Below are 24,543 nucleotides of genomic sequence, written 5' to 3' on the forward strand. Positions count from 1 at the left end.
ATCACTTGTTGGGGAACTCTGCCTCTGTCAGGATCGGCACTCACTTCGATCTGGAGCTACGGAGAGCGTCATGGGCAACCGCTTCCAGGTGCAGGACCGCCTCAAGGGCGGCGCACAGTACATCGATGGAAGGCTGCGCCCCGGCACATCGGGACATAGTCACGCAATCGTAAACCCCGCCACCGGGGAGCAGGTGCTCAGCCACGACCTGGCGGGCACCGAGGACGTCGACGCCGCCGTCGCCGCGGCCCGGGCGGCGTTCCCCGGCTGGGCGGGCGCGACGCCCGGCGAGCGCTCCGACGCCCTGCACCGGTTCGCGTCCGTGCTCGCCGAGCAGGCCGAGGACCTCGCCCAGGCGGAATCGCTCCAATGCGGGAAGCCGATCAAGCTGAGCCGCGAGTTCGACGTCCCCGGAACCGTCGACAACACCGCGTTCTTCGCCGGGGCCGCCCGCCATCTCCAGGGCCAGTCCGCGGGCGAGTACAGCGGTGACCACACGTCGTACGTACGCCGCGAGCCGATCGGCGTCGTCGGGTCCATCGCGCCCTGGAACTACCCCCTCCAGATGGCCGCCTGGAAGGTCCTCCCCGCCATCGCCGCGGGCAACACCATCGTCCTCAAGCCCGCCGAGATCACCCCGCTGACCTCGCTGATGTTCGCCCAGGCCGCGACCGAGGCAGGCGTCCCCGACGGCGTCCTCAACATCGTCACCGGCACCGGCAGGGAGGCGGGCGAGCACCTGGTCGGCCACCCCGACGTCGCCATGACGTCGTTCACCGGCTCGACGCCCGTCGGCAAGCGGGTCGCCGAGGTCGCCACCGCCACCGTCAAGCGGCTCCACCTGGAGCTCGGCGGCAAGGCCCCGTTCGTCGTGTTCGACGACGCGGACCTCGACGCCGCCGTCCACGGGGCCGTCGCCGGCGCACTGATCAACAGCGGCCAGGACTGCACCGCGGCCACCCGCGCCTACGTCCAGCGCCCGCTGTTCGACGCCTTCGTCGCCGGGGTCGCCGACCTGATGGCGACCGTACGGCTCGGCGACCCCTTCGACCCGGCGACCGACCTCGGCCCGCTCGTCTCGCACACCCAGCGCGACCGGGTCGCCGGCTTCGTCGACCGGGCCCGCTCGTACGCCACCGTCGTCACCGGCGGCAGGGCCCCCGGCGGCGACCTGGAGAAGGGCGCCTACTACCTGCCCACGCTGATCGCGGGCGCCGCGCAGGACAGCGAGGTCGTGCAGTCCGAGATCTTCGGACCCGTCCTGGTGGTCCTGCCGTTCGACTCCGACGACGAGGGCATCGCGCTGGCCAACGACACCCCCTACGGCCTCGCCGCCTCCGCCTGGAGCCGCGACGTGTACCGCACGGGCCGCGCCACCCGCGAGATCAAGGCGGGCTGCGTATGGGTCAACGACCACATCCCGATCATCAGCGAGATGCCCCACGGCGGCTACCGGGCCAGCGGGTTCGGAAAGGACATGTCGATGTACTCCTTCGAGGAGTACACGCAGGTCAAGCATGTGATGTACGACAACACCGCGGTGGTCCGCAAGGACTGGCACCGCACGATCTTCGGAGACCGATAACAGCCGCGGCCGTACGACCGACGGCGGCCCATCCCGAAAGGCAACACAGCGCATGAAGCAGTACCAGCCCGAGCGCCTCTCGGAGGCCCAGCTGGCCGCTATGCGGCGGAGCTTGAGCAGTGGCCGGGGCGCGCTGTCCCGCCGCTCGCTGCTGCGAGCGACGGGCATAGGCGCGCTCACCATAGGCGGCATGGGCGCTCTGAACGCGTGCGGAATCCCGCCCGCCAAGCGCGAGGGCGAAGGGGCCGCGGCCTCCGACGACCGCTCGGCCGAGGAGAAGCGGATCACCTTCTCCAACTGGACCCAGTACATCGACATCAGCGAGGACGAGAAGAGCCACCCCACGCTCGACGCGTTCACCAAGCGCACCGGGATCAGCGTCGCCTACACCGAGGACATCAACGACAACGTCGAGTTCTTCGGCAAGATCCGGCCGCAGCTCGCCGCCGGCCAGGAGACCGGGCGCGACCTGATCAACGTCACCGACTGGCTCGCGGCCCGCATCATCCGCCTCGGCTGGGCGCAGAAGCTCGACCCCGCCAACCTGCCGAACGCCTACGCCCATCTGTCGCCGCAGTTCCGCAGCCCGGACTGGGACCCCGGACGGGCCTACTCCTACCCCTGGACCGGCATCTCCACCGTCATCGCGTACAACGCCAAGGCGACCGGGGGCCGGAAGGTCGAGAGCGTCTCCCAGCTCCTCGAGGACAAGGCGCTGCGCGGCCGGGTCGCCTGCCTCTCCGAGATGCGCGACACCGTCGGGATGACCCTGCTCGACATGGGCAAGGACCCCGGGAAGGTCACCGGCGACGACTACGACGCGGCGATCGCCAAGCTCCAGCGGGCCGTGGACACCCGGCAGATCCGCCGCTTCACCGGCAACGACTACACCTCGGACCTGGACAAGGGCGACATCGCCGCCTGTCTGGCCTGGGCCGGGGACCTCGTCCAGCTCCGGGTGGACAACCCCGACATCCAGTTCGTCGTCCCCGACGCCGGCTATATGACCTCCAGCGACAACCTGCTGGTCCCGGCCAAGGCCCGGCACAAGACCAACGCCGAGAAGCTCATCGACTACTACTACGAGCTCCCGGTCGCGGCCCAGCTCGCCGCCTACATCAACTACGTCTGCCCGGTCGAGGGCGTCGGCCCCGAACTCGCCAAGATCGACCCGGCACTCGCCAGGAACACGCTGATCCTCCCGGACAAGGCCATGGCCGCGAAGTCCCATGCCTTCCGCTCGCTCAGCAGCGAGGAAGAGACGGCGTACGAAGAGAAGTTCGCCAAGCTCATCGGCGCCTGACCCTGCCTGCTTCCCTGCTCCCCTCTCGACACCTGGGACCGCGATCCATGACTGACAAGACAGCGGGCGGAGACGTCCGCCTCACCGGGATCAGCAAGACCTACGGCTCGTTCACCGCCGTGCACCCGCTGGACCTGACCGTCCCCGAGGGCTCGTTCTTCGCCCTGCTCGGCGCCTCCGGCTGCGGCAAGACCACCACGCTGCGGATGATCGCCGGACTGGAGGACCCGACCACCGGCTCCGTCTTCCTCGGCGACCGGGACGTCACCGACCTCCCGCCGTACAAGCGCCCGGTCAACACCGTCTTCCAGAGCTACGCCCTCTTCCCCCACCTGACCATCCACGAGAACGTCGCCTTCGGGCTCCGCCGCCGCGGCATCAAGTCCGTGAAGAAGCAGGTCGACGAGATGCTGGAGCTCGTCCAGCTCGGCGACAAGGCCAGGCACAAGCCCCACCAGCTCTCCGGCGGCCAGCAGCAGCGCGTCGCCGTCGCCCGCGCGCTCATCAACCACCCCCAGGTGCTGCTGCTGGACGAGCCGCTCGGCGCCCTCGACCTCAAACTGCGCCGCCAGATGCAGCTGGAGCTCAAGCGCATCCAGACCGAGGTCGGCATCACCTTCGTCCACGTCACCCACGACCAGGAGGAGGCCATGACCATGGCCGACACGGTCGCGGTCATGAACGGCGGCCGGGTCGAGCAGCTGGGCGCACCCTCCGAGCTCTACGAGAACCCGCAGACGACCTTCGTCGCCAACTTCCTCGGCACCTCCAACCTCATCGAGGCCGAGGTCGCCGAGGCAACCGGCGGCGAGGTCGTGGTGACCGCGGCCGACGCCAAACTGCGGCTTCCCACCGCACGCTGCGCCACGCCGACCCGCACCGGCGGCAAGCTTCTCGTCGGTGTACGGCCCGAGAAGATCTCCCTGGCGCACGCCGACGACGCCGGTGACATAGCCGAGGGGCGCAACCGGTTCACCGGCAGGATCGCGGACTCCAGCTTCATCGGCGTCTCCACCCAGTTCGTCATCGACAGCCCGGTCTGCCCGGAGCTGGAGGTGTACGTGCAGAACATCGAGCGGGACCCGCGCCTCGTCCCCGGCGCCGAGGTCGTCCTGCACTGGAACCCCGAGCACACGTTCGGCCTCGACGCCGCCATGGACATCGACGCGGGCGTGGAGACGGTGGAGGAGACAGCATGACCGTCACCGAGGCACCCCCCGCCTCGCCCGCCCCCGCCGGCACCGGACCGGTACCGCGCAAGCAGCCGGTGCGCCGCAAGCTGGTGCCGTACTGGCTGCTGCTGCCGGGCATCCTGTGGCTGCTGGTCTTCTTCGCCCTGCCGCTCGTCTACCAGGCGTCGACCTCCGTGCAGACCGGCTCACTGGAAGAGGGCTTCGAGGTCACCTGGCACTTCCAGACCTACTGGGACGCGCTCAGCGAGTACTACCCGCAGTTCCTGCGGTCGGTGCTGTACGCCGGCACGGCCACGATCCTGTGCCTGCTGCTCGGCTACCCGCTGGCGTACCTCATCGCGTTCAAGGCGGGACGCTGGCGCAATCTGCTGCTGGTGCTGGTCATCGCGCCGTTCTTCACCAGCTTCCTGATCCGGACGCTCGCGTGGAAGACGATCCTCGCGGACGGCGGACCGGTGGTGGACGTGCTCAACACCATCGGCTTCCTCGACGTCACCGGCTGGCTCGGGATGACCGAGGGGAACCGGGTGCTGGCCACCCCGCTCGCCGTGGTCACCGGTCTGACGTACAACTTCCTGCCGTTCATGATCCTTCCGCTCTACACCTCGCTGGAGCGGATCGACCCGCGGCTCCACGAGGCGGCCGGAGACCTGTACGCCAAGCCGTCGACCGTCTTCCGCAAGGTGACGTTCCCGCTGTCGATGCCGGGTGTCGTCTCCGGGACGCTGCTGACCTTCATCCCGGCCAGCGGCGACTACGTCAACGCCGAACTGCTCGGCTCCACCGACACCCGGATGGTCGGCAACGTCATCCAGTCGCAGTTCCTGCGGGTGCTCGACTACCCGACCGCGGCCGCGTTGTCGTTCATTCTCATGGCCGTCGTGCTGATCATGGTGACGGTCTACATCCGCCGGGCCGGTACGGAGGATCTCGTCTGATGCTGCGACTCTCGACGGCGTGGATACGCCGCAACCTGGTGGTGATCGCGGGCCTGCTCACGCTCGCGTACCTGATCCTGCCGAACATCATCGTGATGGTGTTCTCCTTCAACAAGCCGGCCGGGCGCTTCAACTACTCCTGGCGGGAGTTCTCCACCCACGCGTGGCAGGACCCGTGCGGCGTCTCCGGCATCTGCGACTCGCTCAGCCTCTCGCTGTGGATCGCGCTCTGGGCGACGATCGGTGCCACGGTCCTCGGCTCGATGATCGCCTTCGCGCTCGTCCGCTACCGGTTCCGGGCCCGCGGGGCGATCAACTCACTGATCTTCCTGCCGATGGCGATGCCCGAGGTCGTCATGGCGGCCTCGCTGCTGACGCTCTTCCTCAACCTGGGGGCGGAGCTCGGCCCGACGACCATTCTGATCGCGCACACCATGTTCTGCCTCAGTTTCGTCGTGGTGGCGGTCAAGGCGCGGGTGATGTCGATGGACCCCAGGCTGGAGGAGGCCGCCAAGGACCTCTACGCGGGACCCGTGCAGACCTTCCTGCGGGTCACGCTGCCGATCGCGGCGCCGGGCATCGCCGCGGGCGCGATGCTCGCCTTCGCGCTCTCGTTCGACGACTTCATCATCACCAACTTCAACTCGGGCAACACGGTCACCTTCCCGATGTTCGTCTGGGGCTCGGCCCAGCGCGGCACGCCCGTCCAGATCAACGTCATCGGTACGGCCATGTTCGCCCTCGCCGTCATCGTCGTCGTCGCGGGTCAGATCATCAGCGGCCGGCGGCGGAAGACCGCGCAGTCCGCGTAGCGGCAAGCGGCAAGCGGCGAGCAGCAGCAAGCGGCAGCAAGCAGCGGTAGCAGGCAAGCAGCGAACAGCAAGCGGTAGGCAGCAGCATGCAGCACCGAGTAGCACCGAGTAGCGCCACGAAGGAGTGGAAACCATGGCCCCAGCAGCCATGACCTTTGCCTCATCACTCTCCGACGCCCAGCCCGTCCCCTTCTGGCTGGAAGACCCCGGCAAGCCCGCCGCCCTGCCCGCCCTCACCGGCGACGAGAGGACCGATCTGCTCGTCGTCGGCGGCGGCTACAGCGGACTGTGGACCGCGCTCCTCGCCAAGGAGCGGGACCCGCGGCGGGACGTCGTCCTGGTCGAGGGCCGCGAGGTGGGCTGGGCCGCCTCGGGCCGAAACGGCGGCTTCTGCGCCGCTTCCCTGACCCACGGTCTCGCAAACGGCCTGGCCCGCTGGCCGGACGACCTGGCCAGGCTGGAGGAGCTCGGCGCGCGGAACCTCGACGCCATCGAGGCCGCCGTCGCCCGCTACGGCATCGACTGCGACTTCGAGCGCACCGGCGAGATCGACGTGGCCACCGAGCCGTACCAGCTCGACGAGCTCCGGGCGCTGCACGAGGAGGCCGGCCGGCTCGGCTTCGGCGGTCTGGAACTGCTGGACCGGGACGCCGTGCGCGCCGAGGTCGATTCCCCGACCTTCCTCGGCGGCCTCTGGGACCGTCAGGGGGTGGCGATGCTCCACCCGGCCAGGCTGGCCTGGGGCCTCAAGCGGGCCTGCCTCGACCTCGGTGTACGGATCTACGAGAACACCCGGGCGCTCGACCTGTCCCCCGCGGGCGCCGGCATGGCCGTGCGCACCTCCTACGGCCGGGTCTTCGCCCGGCGGATCGCGCTCGGCACGAACGTCTTCCCCTCGCTCGTCAAGCGGATCCGCCCGTACACCGTGCCGGTGTACGACTACGCGCTGATGACCGAGCCGCTCTCGCCCGCCCAGCGCGAGGCGATCGGCTGGCGCAACCGGCAGGGCCTCGGCGACAGCGCCAACCAGTTCCACTACTTCCGGATCACCGCCGACGACCGGATCCTCTGGGGCGGCTACGACGCCGTCTACCCGTACGGTGGGAAGGTCACCGCCGAGATGGACCACCGGCCGGAGACGTACCTGAAACTGGCTGGCCAGTTCTTCGCGTGCTTCCCGCAACTGGAAGGCCTGCGCTTCACCCATGCGTGGGGCGGTGCCATCGACACCTGCTCGCGCTTCTCGGCGTTCTTCGGCACGGCGCACGGGGGAAAGGTCGCCTACGCGGCCGGGTACACCGGGCTCGGCGTCGGCGCCACCCGCTTCGGCGGCGATGTGATGCTCGACCTGCTCGACGGCGAGCGCACCGAGCGCACCGAGCTGGCGATGGTCCGCAAGAAGCCGCTGCCGTTCCCGCCGGAGCCGGTGGCCTGGGCCGGAATCGGCCTCACCAAGTGGTCGCTGGCCCGGGCGGACGCCCGCGGCGGCCGGCGCAATCTGTGGCTGAGGACGATGGACCGGCTCGGCCTCGGATTCGACAGCTGACACCTCCGCGTACGGACGGCGGCCGCGCGCCCACCCGGCGCCCGGCCGCCGGCCTTGCCGTGCCGCCTCGCAGCACGTCCGGATCTCCCGGTGCTTCCGGCTGTCCCGGCCGTCCCGGCCGTCCCGGCCGTCCCGGCCGTCCCGGCTCTCCGGGTACTCCCCGCCCTTACGGTCCTCGTCCGTCCCGGTCCTCGTCCGTCCCGGTCCTTCCGGCTGTCCCGGTGCTCCCGGCTGTAGCGGCTCCCTGACGGACATGTTTCACCGGCTGCCCGAACCCGCGTCATAGCACGGGCGGTTCCCGCTCTCCACGGGTGAACGCACGGACCGCGCACGCGGCGAGGCGCACGGAAACGGAGGCTGGGGAGATGACGGGAACCGGGGGCCGGCGGACCGGTGCGGCGGTGGAGTGGCTGGTGTCGGCCGCATCCGACCCCGAGGGCAGGCGCAGGCGGTGGGAGAGTGACCCCAGGGGGCTGGTGCTGCTCCCGGCGGGCCGGCACTGGGACGTGCTCGTCCTGCCCGGCAGGATCGCCGGGCCGACGCTGGACGTGCTGAAGCGGCTCACCGGCCGGCCGGGGCCGGTCCTGGCCGACTTCGGCGCCGTCCGCCGTGGCCCTGCCACGGCGCCGCGCATGGGCTTCTTCGTGCCGCCGGGAGTGTCGGAGTGGTGGGTCGCCACGGGTACGCACACCGCGGGGCGCGGTGCCTGGGTGGTGCTCCCGTACCCCGGCCGGACCGCCGGGGGCGTGCGCTGGCTGGTTCTCCCGGACGGGTCGGGCACCCTCACCGACCCCGCACTGCTGGAGCTGGCCATGCACGAGGCGGCGGCTCTGGTCGCCTGCGAGGGGGAGGGATGACGGCGACAGGGGAAGGCGGCTGACCGGGAAGGCCCACCGGGGTTCCCGCCGGGGTTCCCGCCGGACCGGACCGGCGGCTCCCGGCCGTGCGGGGCGGCCCCAAGACCCGGTCGATCAACCCGGACCGGTTCGGCAGCCGGGCGCTTCGGTGGTACGGCGGCTCCCGACCCTGGAGCAGGCCGCCACCGCACCGGCCAGCAGCACCCCGCACAGGGACCAGCTCGCGAGGACGTCCAGCGGCCAGTGGTGGCCGCGCAGCACCAGCCCGATGCCCGTCGCCACGGTGAGCAGCGCGGCGACGGGCATCAGCCGTCTGCCGACGAGGAGGGCGGCTCCGGCGTACGCCACCAGCGCGGTCGCGGCGTGGCCCGACGGGAAGTACCCCGTCTCCGGGGTCAGCGGACCCGGCCGGTCCGTCAGTGCCTTCAGCGGAGCCACCAGGGCCGGTATCAGGGCCATGGCGACGGCGACCGCCGCCGCGGGTACCCACTGGCGGCGGCGCAGCGCCAGACCGGCGGCCGCGGCCAGGACCGGCAGGGCGACCTGCATGTTGCCGAGGTCGGCGAGGAACTCGGTGAGGTACGCGGGGCCGCTGCCCACGACCGCCCGGTCGACGCGCTCGTCCAGCGCGCGCAGCGGACCGTGGGCCACGACCTGCCAGGTGATCAGGGCGAGGAGGACGGCGCACGCGGCCGCGACGACGGCGGGGGCGCCCAGCGGTCCGCGCGGTCCGCGCAATGCCGGGAATCCGGGGAGTCCGGGGAACGCGGTCCGGGGGGATCCGCCGGGTCGGAGGAAGCCGGATCGGAGGAACCCGGATCGGAGGAACCCGGATCGGAGGAAGGAGGACGGCCGCCCCGGAACAGGGGGGGTGGTTCCGGGACGGCCGTGAGGATCGGTGCGCCGCGCGCCCCGGGGGGTTTGGGGCGGGCGGCCGTCCGATCGGAGAGGAGATCCGGAGCACGAGGCTCCGGTGGTGTGCGCCAGGGCACGCCCAGAGCGGGGCTGGGGAGGCCACGCCCTGGATTCGCCCGCAGTCTCCTGCGAGCGGGGTGTTTCTCTCATCTGCGGAAACCGTACGGCAGCAGGAGGGGGGACCGACAGCGGGAATGCCATCCCGCCATTGCCCCCCCACACCTTCTTCACAGAGAGCGCGCGATTACGGGCGGTCACACCCCGCGCGTCCCGCTCAGACGCCCGCGAGCGCCGTCTCGATGACGTCCAGTCCCTCGTTGAGCAGGTCCTCGCCGATCACCAGCGGGGGCAGGAAGCGGAGCACGTTGCCGTAGGTGCCGCAGGTGAGCACGAGGACGCCCTCGGCGTGGCAGGCCTTGGCGAGCGCGCCGGCGGCCTCGGCGTTGGGCTCCTTGGTGGCGCGGTCCTTGACCAGCTCGATCGCGATCATGCCGCCTCGGCCGCGGATGTCGCCGATGACGTCGAACTTCTCCGCCATCGCGGAGAGGCGGCCCTTCATGACCTCCTCGATGCGCTTGGCCTTGCCGTTGAGGTCCTGCTCGCGCATGGTCTCGATGGCGCCGAGCGCACCGGCGCAGGCGACCGGGTTGCCGCCGTAGGTGCCGCCGAGGCCACCCGCGTGGGCGGCGTCCATGATCTCGGCGCGCCCGGTGACGGCGGACAGCGGCAGGCCGCCGGCGATGCCCTTGGCGGTGGTGATCAGGTCCGGGACGATGCCCTCGTCCTCGCAGGCGAACCACTGGCCGGTGCGGCAGAAGCCGGACTGGATCTCGTCCGCGACGAACACGATGCCGTGGTCCTTGGCGAACCGCGCGACCGCCGGGAGGAAGCCCTTCGCCGGCTCGATGAAGCCGCCCTCGCCGAGGACCGGCTCGATGATGATCGCTGCGACGTTGTCCGGGCCGATCTGCTTGGTGATCTGGTCGATGGCCTGGGCGGCGGCTTCGGGACCGCAGTTGTCCGGGCCGCTGGGCCAGCGGTAGCCGTAGGCGACCGGTACGCGGTACACCTCGGGGGCGAACGGGCCGAAGCCGTGCTTGTACGGCATGTTCTTCGCGGTCAGCGCCATGGTGAGGTTGGTGCGGCCGTGGTAGCCGTGGTCGAAGACGACGACGGCCTGGCGCTTGGTGTACGCACGCGCGATCTTGACGGCGTTCTCGACGGCCTCGGCGCCCGAGTTGAACAGCGCCGACTTCTTGGCGTGGTCGCCCGGGGTGAGCTCGGCCAGGGCCTCACAGACCTCGACGTAGCCCTCGTACGGCGTGACCATGAAGCAGGTGTGGGTGAAGTCCGCGAGCTGTGCGGAGGCGCGGCGTACCACGGCCTCGGCCGAGGCACCCACGGTGGTCACGGCGATACCGGACCCGAAGTCGATCAGACGGTTGCCGTCGACGTCCTCGATGATGCCGCCGTCGGCACGCGCGGTGAACACCGGCAGCACGGAGCCCACGCCGCCCGCGACCGCGGAGAGGCGGCGGGCCTGCAGCTCCTGCGACTTGGGGCCGGGGATGGCGGTGACGACGCGGCGCTCCTGCGGAATTGCGCTCATGAGGGCTCCTGGGGGTGTTTCCGGACGCACTTCTTCTTTCTTCGCAGGCTAGGTCCGGTCCGGGGGGTCCGGCATGCTCCGTTCGGTAGTGGTGGGGGCGTGTCCTTGTCCGTGGCGGACATAGAGCGCGGAGGGTGCGGCGGGGCGGGCCTGCCGACCGGGGGCGCCCCGGCCGCGAAGGGCTCCCGCGGACGGGCAGCGGACGGGCGGCGGACGGGCGGCGGACGGGCGGCGGACGAGTGGCGGCGAGTGGCGGCGAGTGGCGGACGAGTGGCGGCCGGGCCTCGCGGCCGGGGCGCGCCGCAGGGCCGGTGCGGGGCCTGCACAAGCACTATCCGCTCACCCGGGGCATCGTGTTCCGGAAGCAGGTGGGGGCGGTCAGGGCGGTCGACGGTGTCGACCTCGACCTGTTCGCCGGCGAGACGCTCGGCGTGGTGGGCGAGTCCGGCTGCGGGAAGTCCACCCTCGCGAAGCTGCTGGTCAACCTGGAGCGGCCGACGAGCGGGGTCATCCGGTACAAGGGGGAGGACGTCACCCGGCTGTCGGCGCGGGCGCTGAAGGCCGTCCGCCGCAACATCCAGATCGTGGGCGGGCCTGTGCGGCGCTTGGGGACGCTCGCTCCACGGATCGCTGCTGCTGGCCATCCCACGACGGTAACGGCAGGCACTGACAGCCTGCCAGGGGTACCCGACCGATGCGGCAGTCCGCTCCGTACCTCAAGTGGGGCAGGGCTACATCTCGACTTCGCGGCCGCTGATCTCGACGGCCGGGGCTCGGCGTACTTCCGGTTCGTCTCGGCGTGCCCGCTCGGCCTCCTCCATCTGCCGCACCTGCTCCCGGTCGGCCAGAATCTCCGCGGCCCGCCCGGCAGTACGGACGGCCTCTGTCAGCTCCTCGCCCGTGAGGAGGTGTCCCGCTTCATGGGCCCGCTCGTGTGCCTCGCGCAGCCGCTCGGCTTCGGACTGGAACACGGGCGCACCGGATTCCAGCGTGGCCTCCTGCGTGTCTTCGCGGCGTTCCAAGTATTCCGGTTCCGGCGAGCGCAGTTCCAGCTGGCGCTGGGCCTCCTGGGCTCGCTGGCGTACGTCCTCGGTGTGCTCGTGCCACGCGGTGCGGGCCGTATGGACCTGTTCCAGCTTCTCGACGTCCTCGGCCAGCGTGGTGGCCAGGGCCTCGTACGCCTGGGCGGCCTCGGCCATCTCCCGGCGCCGGTCGTCGGTCTCGGCCTCCATCGCGGCGATGTATTTCTGCAGGGACTCGCGCTCGGCGTCGGCCAGGGACTCGCTCGCCTCGCGCAGCTGGCCGGCCACGTGCGGCGGTGCCCACGCGGTCTCGCGCTCGTACCGCTCGATGGCCTGCCGCAGCGTGGCGTCGGACGCTCCGACCAGTTCCATGCGGTCGTCCGGCTCGCCCAGTGCCCGGTAGGCGCGGTCCCAGTCCTGGCGGACGTCGACAGCTCCGCGGCCCGGCCTCGGGCCGATCGGGTCGCGCTCGCTGTCGTACTCGTGGGCCTCGCGGTACGCCATGACCGTCCCGGCCCGCTCGATCCAGCGCTGCTGCCATGCCGGGTCGTCCGGGACGGGCCCGAGCGTGTCGCGGGCCCACTGCGGCAGTTCCTCGGCGGCCGCCAGCTCCCGGCCCAGTTCCAGCCGCTTCTCCTCGGCGATCTCAGCGAGGGCGCGGGCGTACTCGCCCTTGGGGCCCTCGATTCCAGCGGTCCGGGTTCGCCAGTCGGCGCGCTCCTCGGCGGCCGCGTGCCGCTCCTCCGCGATGCGGGCCCGCTCCTGCGACTCCTGTGCCCCGTGCAGCACTTCGGCGCCCAGCTGCATGGCCATCGCCTGGTCCAGCGCGGCCTGCTGCCGCGCCTGGTCGGCTGTGGCTTCGGCGGCTCGCTGTGCGTCCGCCGGGTCGCCGGCCCGAGTGTGCGAAACGGCCTCCGCCTCGGCCTGCTCGCGGTCGGCGTCGGCGACGGGCAGCGTGGACAGCTCGCCCATAAGGTCGGTGACGGTCCGCTCCTGGACCTCGACCGCTTCACGCACGCGGCGCTCGTCGGTCCGCACCTGGTGGCGCTCGGCCGCGTCGATGCGCTGCTCCAGTCGCCAGTGGAGCACCTTGCCCAGATCCTTGGCGTCCTCCAGCCGGCCCTGGCCGATGACATCGCGCATCAGGTCGATGGCGTCGTGGCCTTCGGCCTCGGCGCTGCGTCCGAGCCTGACGAGGGAGCTATATGCCTCGCTGTCGCGCAGCTCGCGGTAGCGCTCCGGGCCCAGCTGCTCGTGGAGCACGCGGCCGAAGCGCAGCTCTGCGGCCTCGGTCGACAGGTCTTCCAGTTCGAACGCGTGCTTCGCGAGCGAGCGGGACCATTCCAGCTCTTCCCGCTGTGCCTGGGTGGCCGACTTCTCGATGCTGGAATTGTCGAGCGTCTGCGTCAGGACGGCGAGCTTGTCGGGCCGTTCCTCGACGGGCAGACCGGGGGTGTCGGTGGCCACGTACGCCGTGTTGGAATCGCGGCCGCGCGTCATCGCCACATAGAACGCCTCGCGTGTTCCAGCCCCTTCCACGAGCGTGTGGCAGGTGTCGACGGTGCGGCCCTGGGCGGAGTGCACGGTGCCGGCGTACGCCAGATCCACGTGGCTACGGACGTAATCCAGCGGCAGCTGGAGAGTGTCCCCGTCGTCGTAGGCGACGGTCACCCCCCGCTCCGTGACGCCGAGAACCTTCACCACGTCCCTGTTCGTGGCGAACCGCTCACCGCTCGCGCTGGTCAGGCTCCGGTTGTTGTCGCGCAGCTGGATCATGTCGCCGACACCCACGGTCAGGCCGCGCTTCTGCAGTTCAATGCCGTCCTCGGCGACCAGGCCGAGCCGTACGAGGTCGGCGCGGGCACGCGCGGCCAACTCGTCCGCCTGCGCGTTGGTCTCGGCGATCAGGAGCGCGTTCTTGCCGCTCACGTGGTCGGACAGCCAGGACTGGTAGGCGGCCGCCACCATCTCCTCGCAGGTGCCGCCGCGCAGCCGGCCGCGGTCCTCGTACGCGGCCAGAGCCTCGCGCTTCCCGTCGCGCAGCTGCAGTGACGCCTCCTTCTCCCACTCGTGGGAGAAGCGCATCACGGCGTCGAGTCGATGCACGTTGGGCAGCTCGTCGCTGAGGTGCGCGAACATGCCGCCGGCGCCCACGGCGCCCAGCTGGGCGCTGTCGCCCACGTACATCACCTTGGCCCCCACGCGGTCCGCGTAGCGGCGGATCTCGTCCAGCTGGCCCTGCTCGGCCATGGACGCCTCGTCAACCATGACCAGCTGCCCGGGCCGCAGCTGGTGGGCCTCGCGGTCCGATTCCAAAACCGGCAGACCGGATTCCAGCCGACGGTTCGTGGTCAGGAACTTCGCGATGTTCGCGGAGTTCCGCACGCCTTCCTCGGCCAGCACTCGGGCGGCCCGCTGGCTGACGGTCAACCCGAGCACGGGCCCGACTTCCCGGGTCCAGACGTCGTGGACGGCGCCCGCAAGGCGGCTCTTTCCAGTTCCAGCGGGGGCGGCGACCACCTCCATCCGGCGCCCGGAGCCGAGGATGCCGCGCAGGGCCTTCTCCTGGCCCTCGTTGAGTCCGGCGACGGCCACGACCTCGTCGATCGCGGCGCGCGCGACGGCCGGGGCGCCCAGCTCGGTGGCCTTGGCGATCAGCCGCCCCTCGCGCTCCAGATGGGCCTCGGTGGCGTAGCGGCGGGCGCCGTGGCGGCCGTAGACGGACAGTCCGTCCTCGCGTGTCAGCTCCTGCGGGAGCGGGACGAGGTTGGCGGCGGTCAGCCGAACCACGCCGGCGTCTCCACCGGACTGCAGCGCGGTATCGGCCAGCTCGTTCACCAGAGCCTTGACCTGGTGCCGTTCCAACCCGCCGAGACAGTCGGGCAGCTGCTTGGTGATCTCCACCACGAGGTCGGCCCGGCGCCATGCGCTCTTCTGCTCCTGGACGGTCTCGACCGCGTGCCGCACTACGGCCTCCGGGTCGAATTCCAACCCCGATTCCAACTCTGCGCGGCGGCGTTCCAACTGTTCCAGCTCGGCGCTCGCGCGCTCTGCCAGAGCTGGAACGCCCGCCAGGGATTCGCGGGTCTCGGCCACCATGTCGGCCTCCCAGCGGGCCAGCAGCTGCTCACGTGGAATCGCCTGGGTCTTGTTCTTCCGCTCGTTCAGGTTCGCCCACTGCGCCATCTTCGCCAGCTCGTGTGGGGACGGCGGGCGTCCGTTCCGGTCCTCCCACGCGGCCGCGAGCTCGGCGGTCCTCTTCGTGATTGTCCGGCGCCGTCCGCTGAACTTGTCCCGCAAGTCCTCGGGAACGCCGAGTACCTCGCGGGCCATACCATCCGGCCGCATCGCGGTGCGCAGCTGCAGCCGCCGGTACAGGGCCTCGTCAGCCGTCTTCTCGAAGAGGTGCCCGGCCGCCTTGGTGTGCCGGTAGATCTCCTGCCCGTCGATGGCCAGCCACTTCGACCGCGTCTCGCCGGTCACCTCGTCCGTGGACGTGACCTCCACGCGGTTCCAGATGGCGTTGTGGATGTGAAGCTGCGGGTCGTTGTCCCGGCTGGTGTGCTGGCGGAAGCTGGCGACAGTCCAGCGGTGCGCGTCGACCTGGCGGCCGGTCGGCGTGCCCTCGGCATCCTTCGCGCCGTGACGGCCGTCGCGCGCGTACCCGGCCTCTTCCTGCAGGAATTCCAGTCCGGCCTGCACGCCTTCCATCACGGATTCCCACACCGCGTCCGCCTTCGCCGCGGCGGCGGCTGCGCCTTCCAGGTCGCCGGCGTCTCGCAGCCGCGCGGCCTCGACCTGGAATCCGGCGTGCAGCAGGCTGTACGACTTCGGAACCGAGAACGTGACGTCGTAGTACGAGCGGGCGGCCGGGGCGTTCTGCCGCACCTTCAGCTCCGCCGCGCGGCACTGCTCGGGTGTCGCGTCCGGCCCCAGTTCCTCGAGCGCGGCCGCCACGCGCTCTTCCGTGGACTTCGTGTAGTCCATCGGCCGCCGGCCCAGCCGAGCGGCGTCGTAGATGGCGGCCACCTGGGCTTTGTACTCGTCCGATCCGGGCTCGACCGCGATAGCGGAGAGTGACGCTCGAACGTCCTCGTGCAGGCGCGGGTCGGTGAACTTCGAGTACATGTCGCTCATCAGTGCATGGTCGACTTCACCCGTCAGACCAAGATCATTAGCGCCGTCTCCGAGCCAGATACCGGCCGGTTCACCGGCCTGCTCGATCGCCTTCAAGTAGTAGTGTTCGCCGCCTTTGCCCACCTGATTGATCAGGTAACCCGGGTCAGATCCGGGCGAGACAGTGGCGGTCATGCTGATCACGCTACGGGCCATCGGATATTAATGCAAGGGTGTGAGTGCCTTTGGGTAGTGCGTGACGGACATTCAGAGGGTGTCTTTCAGTGGGTGGTTCGTGGTGCTGCTGGGGTCTCTGGCTCGGTGGTAGTGCGTCTTTGCTTCCTGTCTGCTGATGCTCCCTGGGCATGCGTGCTGGCGCGAGTGGAAGCGGGGCAGCTACGGTGGCCGCAGACGGCGAGAGGCCCGCCCCCTGGGAGGGGCTGGGCCTCTTCGACTGTTACCAAGCGTGGTGGTTTGGGTTCTTCACCAAAGAGCGTCTTGGTGGGCGCCGGAAGGGTGCCCGGCGGCGATGGCTGCCGTAATGGCGGCTGCCTCGTGTCCCGTCTCGGCGGCCAGGATGGCGTCCCGGACGGCGACTGCTCGTCCAGCCGCACCCCGCACGTCCGCGAGCGCGTGGCCGGCCAGGCGCGACCGGGCCGCGTAATCCACGACGTTCTGCAGCCGCTCCCCGATCAGCCAGTGCCGGGGGTTCTGGCAGCTCGACTCATCGCACGTGTGCCGAATCACGGCACCGTTCCTCAGAGCGGCCGCCCCGTGATGGATGGCCCACCCCAGTACGTGGGCCGACACCACCCGGGAGGTGCCTGCCGCTCGACTGCCCGCGCGGAGCTTCCCGTGGCCGGAGTCGCTGATGGCGCCCAACCACCAATGGTGGGCGTCCGGTCCGCCTCCGCGGTGCACCTTCGCCTCGTACCGCGCGACGGTCTCGGCGTCGGCGGCCAAACGCTCCCACGGCACCAAGGGCATCTGCTCTTCCGGCACGGCGTCCTCCTCCCTCGCGGGCGCTGGAACGGCGCCCCGCGCTTCCAGCACACCATGGCCCCGCGTTCCAGAGCGGGGTAGCCCCTGCAGCCGGAAGGCGCACACTACGGGCGCGCGCTCGCGAGAGCGGGAGAGCGTCGGGTAGCACTGATGGTGCGCTGGGGCCACTCGGCCTCTCGCGCGAGCAGCGCTGCCGCTTGTGCCCGGACTGCCGCGAGGTTCAGGCGACGGACGGACGCCTTGGATCGGTCGGGACGATCGCGTGCTCATCGAAGAGCTGTTCAAGGGCCTCGTGGCCGTGCTCACGGCGGTATGCCATCTCGGCTGCGGTGGCAGGAAGGGCCCAGAGGATGCGGGCATGGCCGTCCGGCAGCGGGCAGTGCTCCAGGTCAGGGCCGTGCAGGTAGGGGGGGCTGATCAGCAGGTGGTCGCAGTGGGACCCGGGCAGCCACGGCTCCCCGATGGGCAGGCTGTGCCCGAGATCGAGGTGGTGATCGGCGTGGTAGTAGGCGGTCATGGCCAGAAGATCAACGAAGCGTTCGTCGCGGACGGGCGCGGTGAGGACGAATTCGAGGCCGTCGCCGTCGGTCTCGACCGTGGACCAACAGCCGGCGGTGATGTAGGCCCAGCTTTCGGCGCGCGGCCCTGGGCTGACGGTGACGATCCGCAGACTGAGAACCGCTTCCCTTCGCCCAGGTCCCAGGTCGTAATCGCTGGCCGTGATCGCATGGCCGGTAAAGAAGTCGCGAACGTGGGCCTCGACGCCTGCTATCGCCCGCTGGCTGCGCTCGCTCTCGAACATGAGGGAGAGGATCTCACGGCTGGCCCAGGTGTCCTGGCTGTGAGTCCGCCCCGCCGGAGGCGGGGCGGACCCGGATGGTTCAGCCGGCCTTGACCGGCTCCTCGGCTCGGGCTCGGGTGCCGGCGAGGCGGTAGGAGTCGGTGCCGGTCTCGATGATGGTGCCGTTGAACTAGGCCGAACGTCACGAACCCGTCACTGCGCCGTCACCCGGCGCACTCCACGGCCATGATGCAAACCCTCGCACCAGCCAGGGGGGTACATGAACACCCGCACCATCATCCTCGCCGCAGTCCTCGCCGTCAGCCTCACCGGCTGCGGCAACCGCACAACCCCAACCGCCGAACCGCCAACTCCAACCCCTACAGCATCGCCGTCACCCACCATGGACGCCGCCCAGCAGATGGTCGAATGGCGCGACAACGGCGGCATGGACACCCTCCAGACCCTCATGGCAGACCTCTCTGCCGTCCAGGAAGACTCAGACCCCATCGACCTCGATGGCCTCCGCGACAGCTGCTCCACGCTCACGGCCAATCTCGAAACCGCCCGCGGCGGCACCCCCATGCCGCACCCGGCCACCGCCCAACGATGGAACCTCGCCCTTGAGCACCTCACCGCATCCGCCAAAGCGTGCTCCGACGGTGCAGTCAGCGGGGACCAGGCGTCGTTCGACCTGATGGCGTCCGAGATGGACATCGGCATCAAGCACATGGAGGCAGTCGCCAAGCACATCGGCGAACTCGCCCAGTGACAAAGCTGCCCCGCTCGATCCGGGCGGGGCACCTTCGTGCGTCTGCCTCCCAGTACCGGGGCTGGGGAAGCTGGCGCACATCTGGTTACAGGCGCTCTCACACGCGAGAACGGAGCGCCGCGGCCTCGCCCTCCGGGGACCGGTTCCCTGCCGGCTACGTCAGTGAGAACTGAGAACGGTGGTAGCTGGCTCCCAAGAACGCTCAACCGACGCTTATGAAGGAGATCTTGGTGAGCTCTACACGGCCCCCGCGGGAGAGTTCGACCCTCACCCGACCGCACGCCAAACACCCCGCACCTCCGGGACAGGGGACGCGGCGCCCTTAACCCCGCTGGCTACTCACACGGTCCCTGAGTACTCCCGCTCATGATCCGCGGGGTCATGGCTGCCTAGCGTGACCCGCATGGACACGGATTGGGCCCTCACCGACACCCCATCTCCGGACACGCCCCGGTGGTTCAAGGGCTGCGCGATCGCCGTCCTCGTCCTCCTTGGACTGACCGGCCTCGGAGCTTGGGGGCTGGCCGAGTTCGAGAAGGGCCTCGACGGCTACGGCCAACTGGATCAGAGCGGCCCCGCCGGATCGGTCGCGGACCCCCTCGGCCCCGGCGCGACCGCGCGGTACGAGGACGGCCTGAAAGTGACCGTCAGCCGCCCGCGCCCGGAGCCCGACGGCACCTACGGCCTCACTGTGACCTACGACAACGGCACCGACGAAACGATCCACCCCATCGGAGAGTCGCCCGACGCGGGCGTCTCCGCATACAGCTCCGCACCCCTGGTCGTCCGCGCGGGCTGGGCACTCGACGACTACTCCTCTGAAACCACCCTGAACTGGCTGAACTCGAGGGAGGCTGCCGCAGGCCTCGTGTCACCCCTCAGCCCGGACCGCAAGCGCACCGTCCCGGTCCGCATCAGGCCGAACGGCGAAGGGATCACGGTCACGGTGGAAGTGACCCCGCCGACCGCCTCGTTCCGCGAAACGGCCTACTTCCAGCTCACCCTGGACTAACGCCTGGCCCTGCTCACGACGTATCCGAGGCCCGCCCCTGGCGGCACCAGCGGGATAGGACAGGCGTCCTATCTACCTGGCCAGTGTGTGGCGGCTTGGATGGGGGCGGCGAGGGCGCGTCGCGGTGTTGAGGAAGGTGTTGATTTGCCCAGTGCTTCGCTGAAGGCGCACAGGAGTTCTTCCGCCCGTGTCGTAGGTTTCGGCTGGTTCTGCGGCCGTGGGGTCTTCTTGCGGGCCGGCGCCGGGGACCACGCCTGCGGAGTGGGAGCGGTCTGTTCCCACAGAGGGCGGAAGAAGCTCGGCTCCCCGTCGAGGACCTGGACGAGGCGTTCGACGTGCTCCCAGTCGTAGACGGCTGTTCCTTCGAGTAGTCCGGTGACATGGTCCTGGCTCAGGGTGCCGCTGGTGGTGGCGATGGCCCAGGGAGTCGGGCGGCCGGCCCGCATGTGCAGGTATCGCAGCGCGGACGCCAGGGTGTGGGGGCGCTTCTCCCGGCCCCGGCGTGCCTCTGCATCCTCCCAGACCTTCCTGAGGATCACGGGGTCTGCTCCGCATGCGCGGGCGATGGCTGCCGCGTCTCTCCATGTCGGGAACCTCTCGCCGTTCATCAGTCTCGACAGGAAGCTGGGGGACAGCCCCGTACGCGCTCCCAGGGCGCGCAGGCTCTGCCCGGAGGCTCGCTGCAGACTACTCAGGACGCTGGCCAGGTCCTGCGGGTTGGCGCATGGCGGAGTCTGCTGCGGCAGCCCAGGCCGCTCTGCGCCGGCTGACGGGGTACCGGAGCGATCATCCGCTGACGTGCGACGTGTTCCCGACTGGTTGGGCGCAGGGGCGTCCGTTCGCGGGGTGTGCTTGTGCGTTTGCGTCCGGTTGAGGGCACGGTGGACCACCGGCGGCGCGTACTTACGGCGTGCAGTCTCCCGGGTCATTCCCAGCAGCGTGCTGATGGTCTCCCAGGGCTCCCCACACTGCCGTGCGCGGCCCACCATCGCGACCGTCAGCTGATCGATGCTGCGCTGAACTTCGAGAAACTGTCGTAACGGGATGTTTCCGGCTGCCCCGGGGATGTCGAGTGTGTCGAGCAGCTGCTGGATCGCGTTGCCGGAAGCGACGAGTTCCGCTCGCAGATAGGCGTCGAACTGCTCTGTGTCCGGCGACGCCGCCTTACGCCGGTCACGGTGCGCAGCCTGTCGGCACTTTGTGCCGCAGTACTCCCCTGGACGCCCGGTGTGCTGCTGCGCCAGTTCTTCGCCGCACCGCTTACAGTTGCTGGGCGAAAATGTGTTCCCCATGCCGAAAACTTCCTGACGGATCGGGACCCGGCGCGACGAAAGGTCAACGCATTCGGGAAACGTGACGAAAGAAGGTGCTGCCGAGTCCGTTTCGTAGGGAACGGACTCGGCGGGGCGGCACCGGGGGCCGACGCAGCTGCCCCCCGGCATCCGTCAGCGGGGAGCCTTCACCCTGCGTGCCGTCGCCCACTTCGCAAGCGCCCAGAGGGCAGCAGGTGCGAGAGCGGCGATGAGCGCGACGGAAAACGACGCCTCGGGAACAACGATCAGAGGCGGAAACGCTACGCCAGCCGCTTGGTGCGTAGGCTGCAGCAAGTTGTCAGGTGTTGCCTGGGTGTTGACAGGCATATCCGGGCCCGAGACTGCTTTGTTACTGTCAGGACCATCGGAACGGCGCATCAGGCGTTTGACCGAGAAACGGCCGGGGGATGCAGACATCGAGCTTCCTCTGTCCGTAGTAGCGATGGAGCGCGAACCCGGGATCTGTGAGAAGTGAGTGGGTTCGCGCTCCGTGACTGTAGTAACACGGTCTGCCCAAAGGCCATTCGGACAAATGCTCCCCTTCTTGTGATCATTCGCCCCTTATCGGACACTTTCGTAGAGTCCGGGCGGTCAACGTGCACGCAGATTCGGAAAAGCACTGCACAAGCACAGGGATCTTGGTAATCCATGACCGGTCGGCACGCTCAGGGATGACTCCAGTAACCGACGACCCCACACATGATGGAGAGGTTGTGTCAGCTGGAGGCACGAGTCAGAAGGCGCCCATCTTGACCTGAGGACCCACGGACCGGAAGGGGTTGGCCGGCAAGGGCGTCTGGAGTGACAGACCCGGCTGACAACTTCAAGCCCGGCGTGTCCCGACGAACTGGACCGACTGCAGATGTAGCGCCCCGTGTCGAATGGTGGTTGCGCCGTCGTACGGTGCGCATGGTCGCCGAGGTGCGCGACGACCACCCGAACGAGACGGCGGCCCTGCAGGCGGTCACCGACAAGCTCGGCATCTCCCGCGAGACGCTGCGGAACTGAGTGAAGCAGCAAGAGATCGACACGGGAACGCGTCCAGGGGGACGACGGATGGCCCTGTTCACGAGAACGGGCAGCGCATGTCCAGCAGTTTGGGAGGCGGCTGGCGGCGTGCCGGATTCGAAATGTTCATGGGTTCGGACAGCGCCGGCGGGCAGCGTTCAGCTCAGTCGGCAGCGAGGATGCGGCAGATGTCGCCTTCGGTGCAGGTCGCGGGGTCGGTTGCGGAGGCGGTGTGGGTCAGCTCGCGCAGCATGGCTCGGGTCGTTTCCAGTTCGGCGATGCGGCGCTCGACATCGGCGAGGTGCCGGGCGAGCAGGGCGGTGACGTGTGTGCAGGGCGGCTGGCCGCCGTCGCGGATCGCGAGGACGTCGCGGATCTCGGCGAGGCTGAAACCGGCCGCTTGGGCGGAGCGGATGAAGGCGACCCGGGTTGTGGTGTGGGCCGGGTAGTCGCGGTAGCCGCCCGAGGTGCGGGGCGGGTCCGCCAGCAGTCCGGCCTGCTCGTAGAAGCGCAGGGTCTTGGTGGTGGTGCCGGTGGCGGCGGCGAGGTCTCCGATGCGCATACCTTCACCGTAGCCCTTGACCTTCCAGTGCGGTGGAAGGACTACCGTGAGCGCGTGACCTGGAGGTGGCGCTGATGCGTGTGGAGATGCTGATCGTCCCGGACTGCCCGAACGGCCCGGTGCTCAAGGAACGGCTGGAGCTCGTCCTGGCGGGCCGCACCGACGTAGAGCTCGCCGAGCACGTGGTCGAGGGCCAGGCGGAGGCCGAGCGCAGGGGCATGCACGGCTCCCCGACGCTGCTGGTCGACGGCCGTGACCCGTTCGCCGAGCCGGACGCCCCGGCCACCGTGTCCTGCCGGCTCTACCGCAGCGCCGACGGCCGGATCGGCGGGGCACCCTCCATGGAGGAGCTGCGGCGCGTGCTCGGTATCCCCGGCACCGGCACCGGCGGCGCGGACCGGGCCGCCGGCCGGGCCGGGTAGGGCCGTCTCGCCCCGGCCGACGCCGCGACCCGAGCAGTCCGGTCGGTACGTTCGGACTGCTCGTGGCAGTGGCCGCCGCGGCCCTCGTGTGCTGTGCGGGACCCGCCCTGATCGTCGCGGTGGCCTCAGGCGCGCTCGCGGCCTGGCTCGGCAGCTGGTGGGCCGTCGTCACCGCGGTGCTGCTCACCACCGGGACCGTCGGCTGGTGGCTGAGGCGACGGCGACAGGCCTGCCGCCCACCGCGCCCCCCTCAATGATCGGAATGCTCGGGCCGTCACCCGCCCCGTGGCTGGCCATTCGCCCTCACTATGGGCCAGGCCAAGATGCTGTCGACTCTCGTGAACATCGAACACGCCGACTGCGGGGCGCCTCCCAAACACGTGAACAATCGACGTCACAACTCGTGAACAAAGCCACGACGGAGGAATCAAGCCCAGCTCAAGGCGTTGAAGAAGGAGAACGCCGAGCTGAAGCGGGCGGACAAGATCCTGAAGGCCGCGGCGAGTTTGAGGGCCGGACGACCGCGGACCGGGCGACCGGGCCCCTCAGCCACCGGCCGCCGTCGACCTGGACACGATGTGAGCGAGAAGACGAGGGCACAGTGGGCCGTCACCGCCGGGCGGTGGGGCAGGTTCCGTGCGCTGAGCGGGGACCGCCTCCATTGGTGGTCACGTTGGTCAGGAGTCGCCGGTGATGGTGCGTTTCGGTACAGCGGTGACAACCCGGATCCAGCGCTCCGCCAGGTCGAGCGCCGCGGCGTCGCGAGTCGTGCAGCGCCGGCCGGCGATCCCGCCGAGGCGGCCGGTCCAGCCGTTGCGGCCGGAGCGAGAGGTACCGCCGTATGTCGGCTCCACGTATCCGAGAACCGTGTCGCCGCTGCGCAGGATCCACTGGTGGTTCTCCCGGTGATCTGGGTGTCGTACGAGTTCTGCGGCGTTGACAACGGCGCGGGCCTTGTTCTGCGCGAGTTTCTGCGGCCGAGGCTGGATGCTGTTGGCGGTGGGCGCCACCGCCGAATCGTCACGTGACGCTAGTGGTGCGTGTCTCAGGTCGCGTGAGGGGGGCGCTCTGCTCGGTGTCGGCGTGCGGTTGCCTCGTGGTGGGGGTGGCGGCCGCACTTGTCGCGGCCGCTCTGGGGGCGTGACTCTGCCTGCGCGCGGCCATGTCGGACGGGACGGCCTGTTGGGCTCGGGTCGTGAGAACAGCCGGGATTCGCGTCAGCACGTCGAGATCGCCCTCGTCGACGGACCGCCCGGCGGTCAGGGCATCGGCCAGTTGTCGAGCAGCGAGTGCGAGTTGATCGGCGAGCTCCAGCGCGGGCACACCCTCGTACTGGGCGAGCAGGCTCTGTGCGTCGCCAGAAGTGAGGGGGCGCGCGTCGAGCCTTTGGCGGGTGCGATACGCCTTGGCTTGGCAGGCGCGTGAGCAGTAGCGGCGGGCGCGCGGTCCGCGCTGTGGGGGCAGATCTGCATCGCATACCTGACAGATCGCCATGGCGAGTCTCCCCTACAATCGTCACGTGACGCTTGCAGGGAGGGTACCACCGCGAGGCTCAACCGTCACGTGACGATTGGATCCGACGTCGCCTCCTCGCCTAGTGCGCTGGTGGTGAGTCGAGTCGCAGCGCGTACCCCACGGGGGCTCCTGAGCCTCGAGCTGCGTCGGGGGCCGGGGCTGCCGGCTGTCGCCAATTGGCGACAGTTTCCGACCGTTCGACGGACGGGCGACTCGCTACTGCGGGGGCTGAGCGGAGCGCCCATGACGGGCTCGGCCAC

20 protein-coding genes and 3 pseudogenes are annotated in these 24,543 nt (G+C 70.0%); 13 read left to right on the top strand and 10 right to left on the bottom strand.

Annotated features, from left to right (window positions below):
* The first annotated feature begins 70 nt into the window (after positions 1-70).
* From DDW44_RS22385 to DDW44_RS22420, 7 genes are all read left to right on the top strand, one after another.
* Positions 71-1,585, top strand: a complete 1,515-nt coding sequence (locus DDW44_RS22385) for a gamma-aminobutyraldehyde dehydrogenase (protein ID WP_108907505.1) — start codon at positions 71-73, stop codon at positions 1,583-1,585.
* A gap of 52 nt (positions 1,586-1,637) precedes the next feature.
* Positions 1,638-2,888: a polyamine ABC transporter substrate-binding protein gene (locus DDW44_RS22390; RefSeq protein WP_108907506.1), complete on the top strand. Its 1,251-nt coding sequence runs from the start codon at positions 1,638-1,640 to the stop codon at positions 2,886-2,888.
* A 47-nt stretch (positions 2,889-2,935) separates the two neighbouring features.
* Positions 2,936-4,087 carry an ABC transporter ATP-binding protein gene (locus tag DDW44_RS22395; protein WP_018891826.1) on the top strand — a complete coding sequence of 384 codons (1,152 nt, stop codon included), beginning with the start codon at positions 2,936-2,938 and terminating at the stop codon, positions 4,085-4,087.
* Positions 4,084-5,019, top strand: coding sequence for an ABC transporter permease (locus DDW44_RS22400; RefSeq protein WP_017947687.1), 936 nt, complete (start codon positions 4,084-4,086; stop codon positions 5,017-5,019). Before DDW44_RS22395 ends, DDW44_RS22400 begins: the two co-directional genes overlap by 4 nt.
* Positions 5,019-5,831, top strand: a complete 813-nt coding sequence (locus DDW44_RS22405; protein ID WP_108907507.1) for an ABC transporter permease — start codon at positions 5,019-5,021, stop codon at positions 5,829-5,831. The genes DDW44_RS22400 and DDW44_RS22405 overlap by 1 nt, the downstream gene beginning before the upstream one ends.
* Before the next feature lie 133 nt (positions 5,832-5,964).
* On the top strand, positions 5,965-7,377 hold the full coding sequence (locus DDW44_RS22410; RefSeq protein WP_167455520.1) for an NAD(P)/FAD-dependent oxidoreductase: 1,413 nt from the start codon (positions 5,965-5,967) through the stop codon (positions 7,375-7,377).
* A 365-nt stretch (positions 7,378-7,742) separates the two neighbouring features.
* Positions 7,743-8,234 carry a bifunctional DNA primase/polymerase gene (locus DDW44_RS22420; RefSeq protein ID WP_108907509.1) on the top strand — a complete coding sequence of 164 codons (492 nt, stop codon included), beginning with the start codon at positions 7,743-7,745 and terminating at the stop codon, positions 8,232-8,234.
* Between the two features lie 114 nt (positions 8,235-8,348).
* Here the strand turns inward: DDW44_RS22420 and DDW44_RS22425 are convergent, their stop codons facing one another.
* Together DDW44_RS22425 and gabT are read right to left on the bottom strand one after the other, a co-directional pair.
* Positions 8,349-9,299 carry a phosphatase PAP2 family protein gene (locus DDW44_RS22425; protein WP_244224082.1) on the bottom strand — a complete coding sequence of 317 codons (951 nt, stop codon included), beginning with the start codon at positions 9,297-9,299 and terminating at the stop codon, positions 8,349-8,351.
* 124 nt (positions 9,300-9,423) lie between these two features.
* Positions 9,424-10,758 carry a 4-aminobutyrate--2-oxoglutarate transaminase gene (gabT, locus tag DDW44_RS22435; RefSeq protein WP_017947692.1) on the bottom strand — a complete coding sequence of 445 codons (1,335 nt, stop codon included), beginning with the start codon at positions 10,756-10,758 and terminating at the stop codon, positions 9,424-9,426.
* Positions 10,759-11,069: 311 nt separating this feature from the next.
* Between gabT and DDW44_RS32895 the strand changes: the two are divergent.
* Positions 11,070-11,345 (top strand): annotated as a pseudogene (locus DDW44_RS32895) (ATP-binding cassette domain-containing protein); the annotation flags it as partial.
* A 144-nt stretch (positions 11,346-11,489) separates the two neighbouring features.
* Here the strand turns inward: DDW44_RS32895 and mobF are convergent.
* The 4 genes and pseudogenes from mobF to DDW44_RS32900 form a co-directional block, all read right to left on the bottom strand.
* Positions 11,490-16,091 carry a MobF family relaxase gene (gene mobF, locus DDW44_RS22445; RefSeq protein WP_167455521.1) on the bottom strand — a complete coding sequence of 1,534 codons (4,602 nt, stop codon included), beginning with the start codon at positions 16,089-16,091 and terminating at the stop codon, positions 11,490-11,492.
* A 288-nt stretch (positions 16,092-16,379) separates the two neighbouring features.
* Positions 16,380-16,898, bottom strand: a complete 519-nt coding sequence (locus DDW44_RS22450) for a hypothetical protein (protein ID WP_240800429.1) — start codon at positions 16,896-16,898, stop codon at positions 16,380-16,382.
* A 220-nt stretch (positions 16,899-17,118) separates the two neighbouring features.
* Complete coding sequence (locus tag DDW44_RS22455; RefSeq protein ID WP_108907511.1) at positions 17,119-17,700, bottom strand: suppressor of fused domain protein; 582 nt, start codon at positions 17,698-17,700, stop codon at positions 17,119-17,121.
* A gap of 79 nt (positions 17,701-17,779) precedes the next feature.
* Positions 17,780-17,869 (bottom strand): annotated as a pseudogene (locus DDW44_RS32900) (ATPase); the annotation flags it as partial.
* 90 nt (positions 17,870-17,959) lie between these two features.
* On the opposite strand from DDW44_RS32900, the gene DDW44_RS22465 reads away from it, so the two are divergent.
* Both DDW44_RS22465 and DDW44_RS22470 read left to right on the top strand, forming a co-directional pair.
* Complete coding sequence (locus DDW44_RS22465) at positions 17,960-18,451, top strand: hypothetical protein (protein ID WP_134403966.1); 492 nt, start codon at positions 17,960-17,962, stop codon at positions 18,449-18,451.
* A 403-nt stretch (positions 18,452-18,854) separates the two neighbouring features.
* On the top strand, positions 18,855-19,463 hold the full coding sequence (locus tag DDW44_RS22470; protein ID WP_108907513.1) for a hypothetical protein: 609 nt from the start codon (positions 18,855-18,857) through the stop codon (positions 19,461-19,463).
* Between the two features lie 68 nt (positions 19,464-19,531).
* Here the strand turns inward: DDW44_RS22470 and DDW44_RS32905 are convergent, their stop codons facing one another.
* The 3 genes and pseudogenes from DDW44_RS32905 to DDW44_RS22480 all read right to left on the bottom strand — a co-directional run bounded on the left by DDW44_RS32905 (position 19,532) and on the right by DDW44_RS22480 (position 22,346).
* Positions 19,532-20,002, bottom strand: a complete 471-nt coding sequence (locus DDW44_RS32905) for a hypothetical protein (protein ID WP_240800428.1) — start codon at positions 20,000-20,002, stop codon at positions 19,532-19,534.
* Positions 20,003-20,011: 9 nt separating this feature from the next.
* A pseudogene (locus DDW44_RS33570) lies at positions 20,012-20,905 on the bottom strand (helix-turn-helix domain-containing protein); the annotation flags it as partial.
* A gap of 1,042 nt (positions 20,906-21,947) precedes the next feature.
* Positions 21,948-22,346: a heavy metal-responsive transcriptional regulator gene (locus DDW44_RS22480; RefSeq protein ID WP_108907515.1), complete on the bottom strand. Its 399-nt coding sequence runs from the start codon at positions 22,344-22,346 to the stop codon at positions 21,948-21,950.
* A gap of 74 nt (positions 22,347-22,420) precedes the next feature.
* Between DDW44_RS22480 and DDW44_RS22485 the strand changes: the two genes are divergently transcribed.
* Entirely contained in the window at positions 22,421-22,768 is a 348-nt protein-coding gene (locus tag DDW44_RS22485; RefSeq protein WP_108908907.1) for an alkylmercury lyase, read from the top strand.
* A 62-nt stretch (positions 22,769-22,830) separates the two neighbouring features.
* The gene (locus tag DDW44_RS31745; protein ID WP_146207040.1) at positions 22,831-23,025 is read left to right on the top strand and encodes a hypothetical protein; all 195 of its coding nucleotides are present in this window, start codon (positions 22,831-22,833) and stop codon (positions 23,023-23,025) included.
* A 420-nt stretch (positions 23,026-23,445) separates the two neighbouring features.
* Here the strand turns inward: DDW44_RS31745 and DDW44_RS22490 are convergent, their stop codons facing one another.
* Positions 23,446-23,778 (bottom strand): hypothetical protein, encoded by a 333-nt coding sequence (locus tag DDW44_RS22490; RefSeq protein ID WP_108907516.1) that lies wholly within the window; start codon positions 23,776-23,778, stop codon positions 23,446-23,448.
* 172 nt (positions 23,779-23,950) lie between these two features.
* Here DDW44_RS22490 and DDW44_RS22495 point away from each other — a divergent pair, with 172 nt between their 5' ends.
* Positions 23,951-24,193 (top strand): hypothetical protein, encoded by a 243-nt coding sequence (locus DDW44_RS22495; protein WP_108907517.1) that lies wholly within the window; start codon positions 23,951-23,953, stop codon positions 24,191-24,193.
* The last annotated feature ends 350 nt before the right edge of the window (positions 24,194-24,543 follow it).

This window comes from Streptomyces tirandamycinicus, from assembly GCF_003097515.1.
Classification (GTDB): domain Bacteria; phylum Actinomycetota; class Actinomycetes; order Streptomycetales; family Streptomycetaceae; genus Streptomyces; species Streptomyces tirandamycinicus.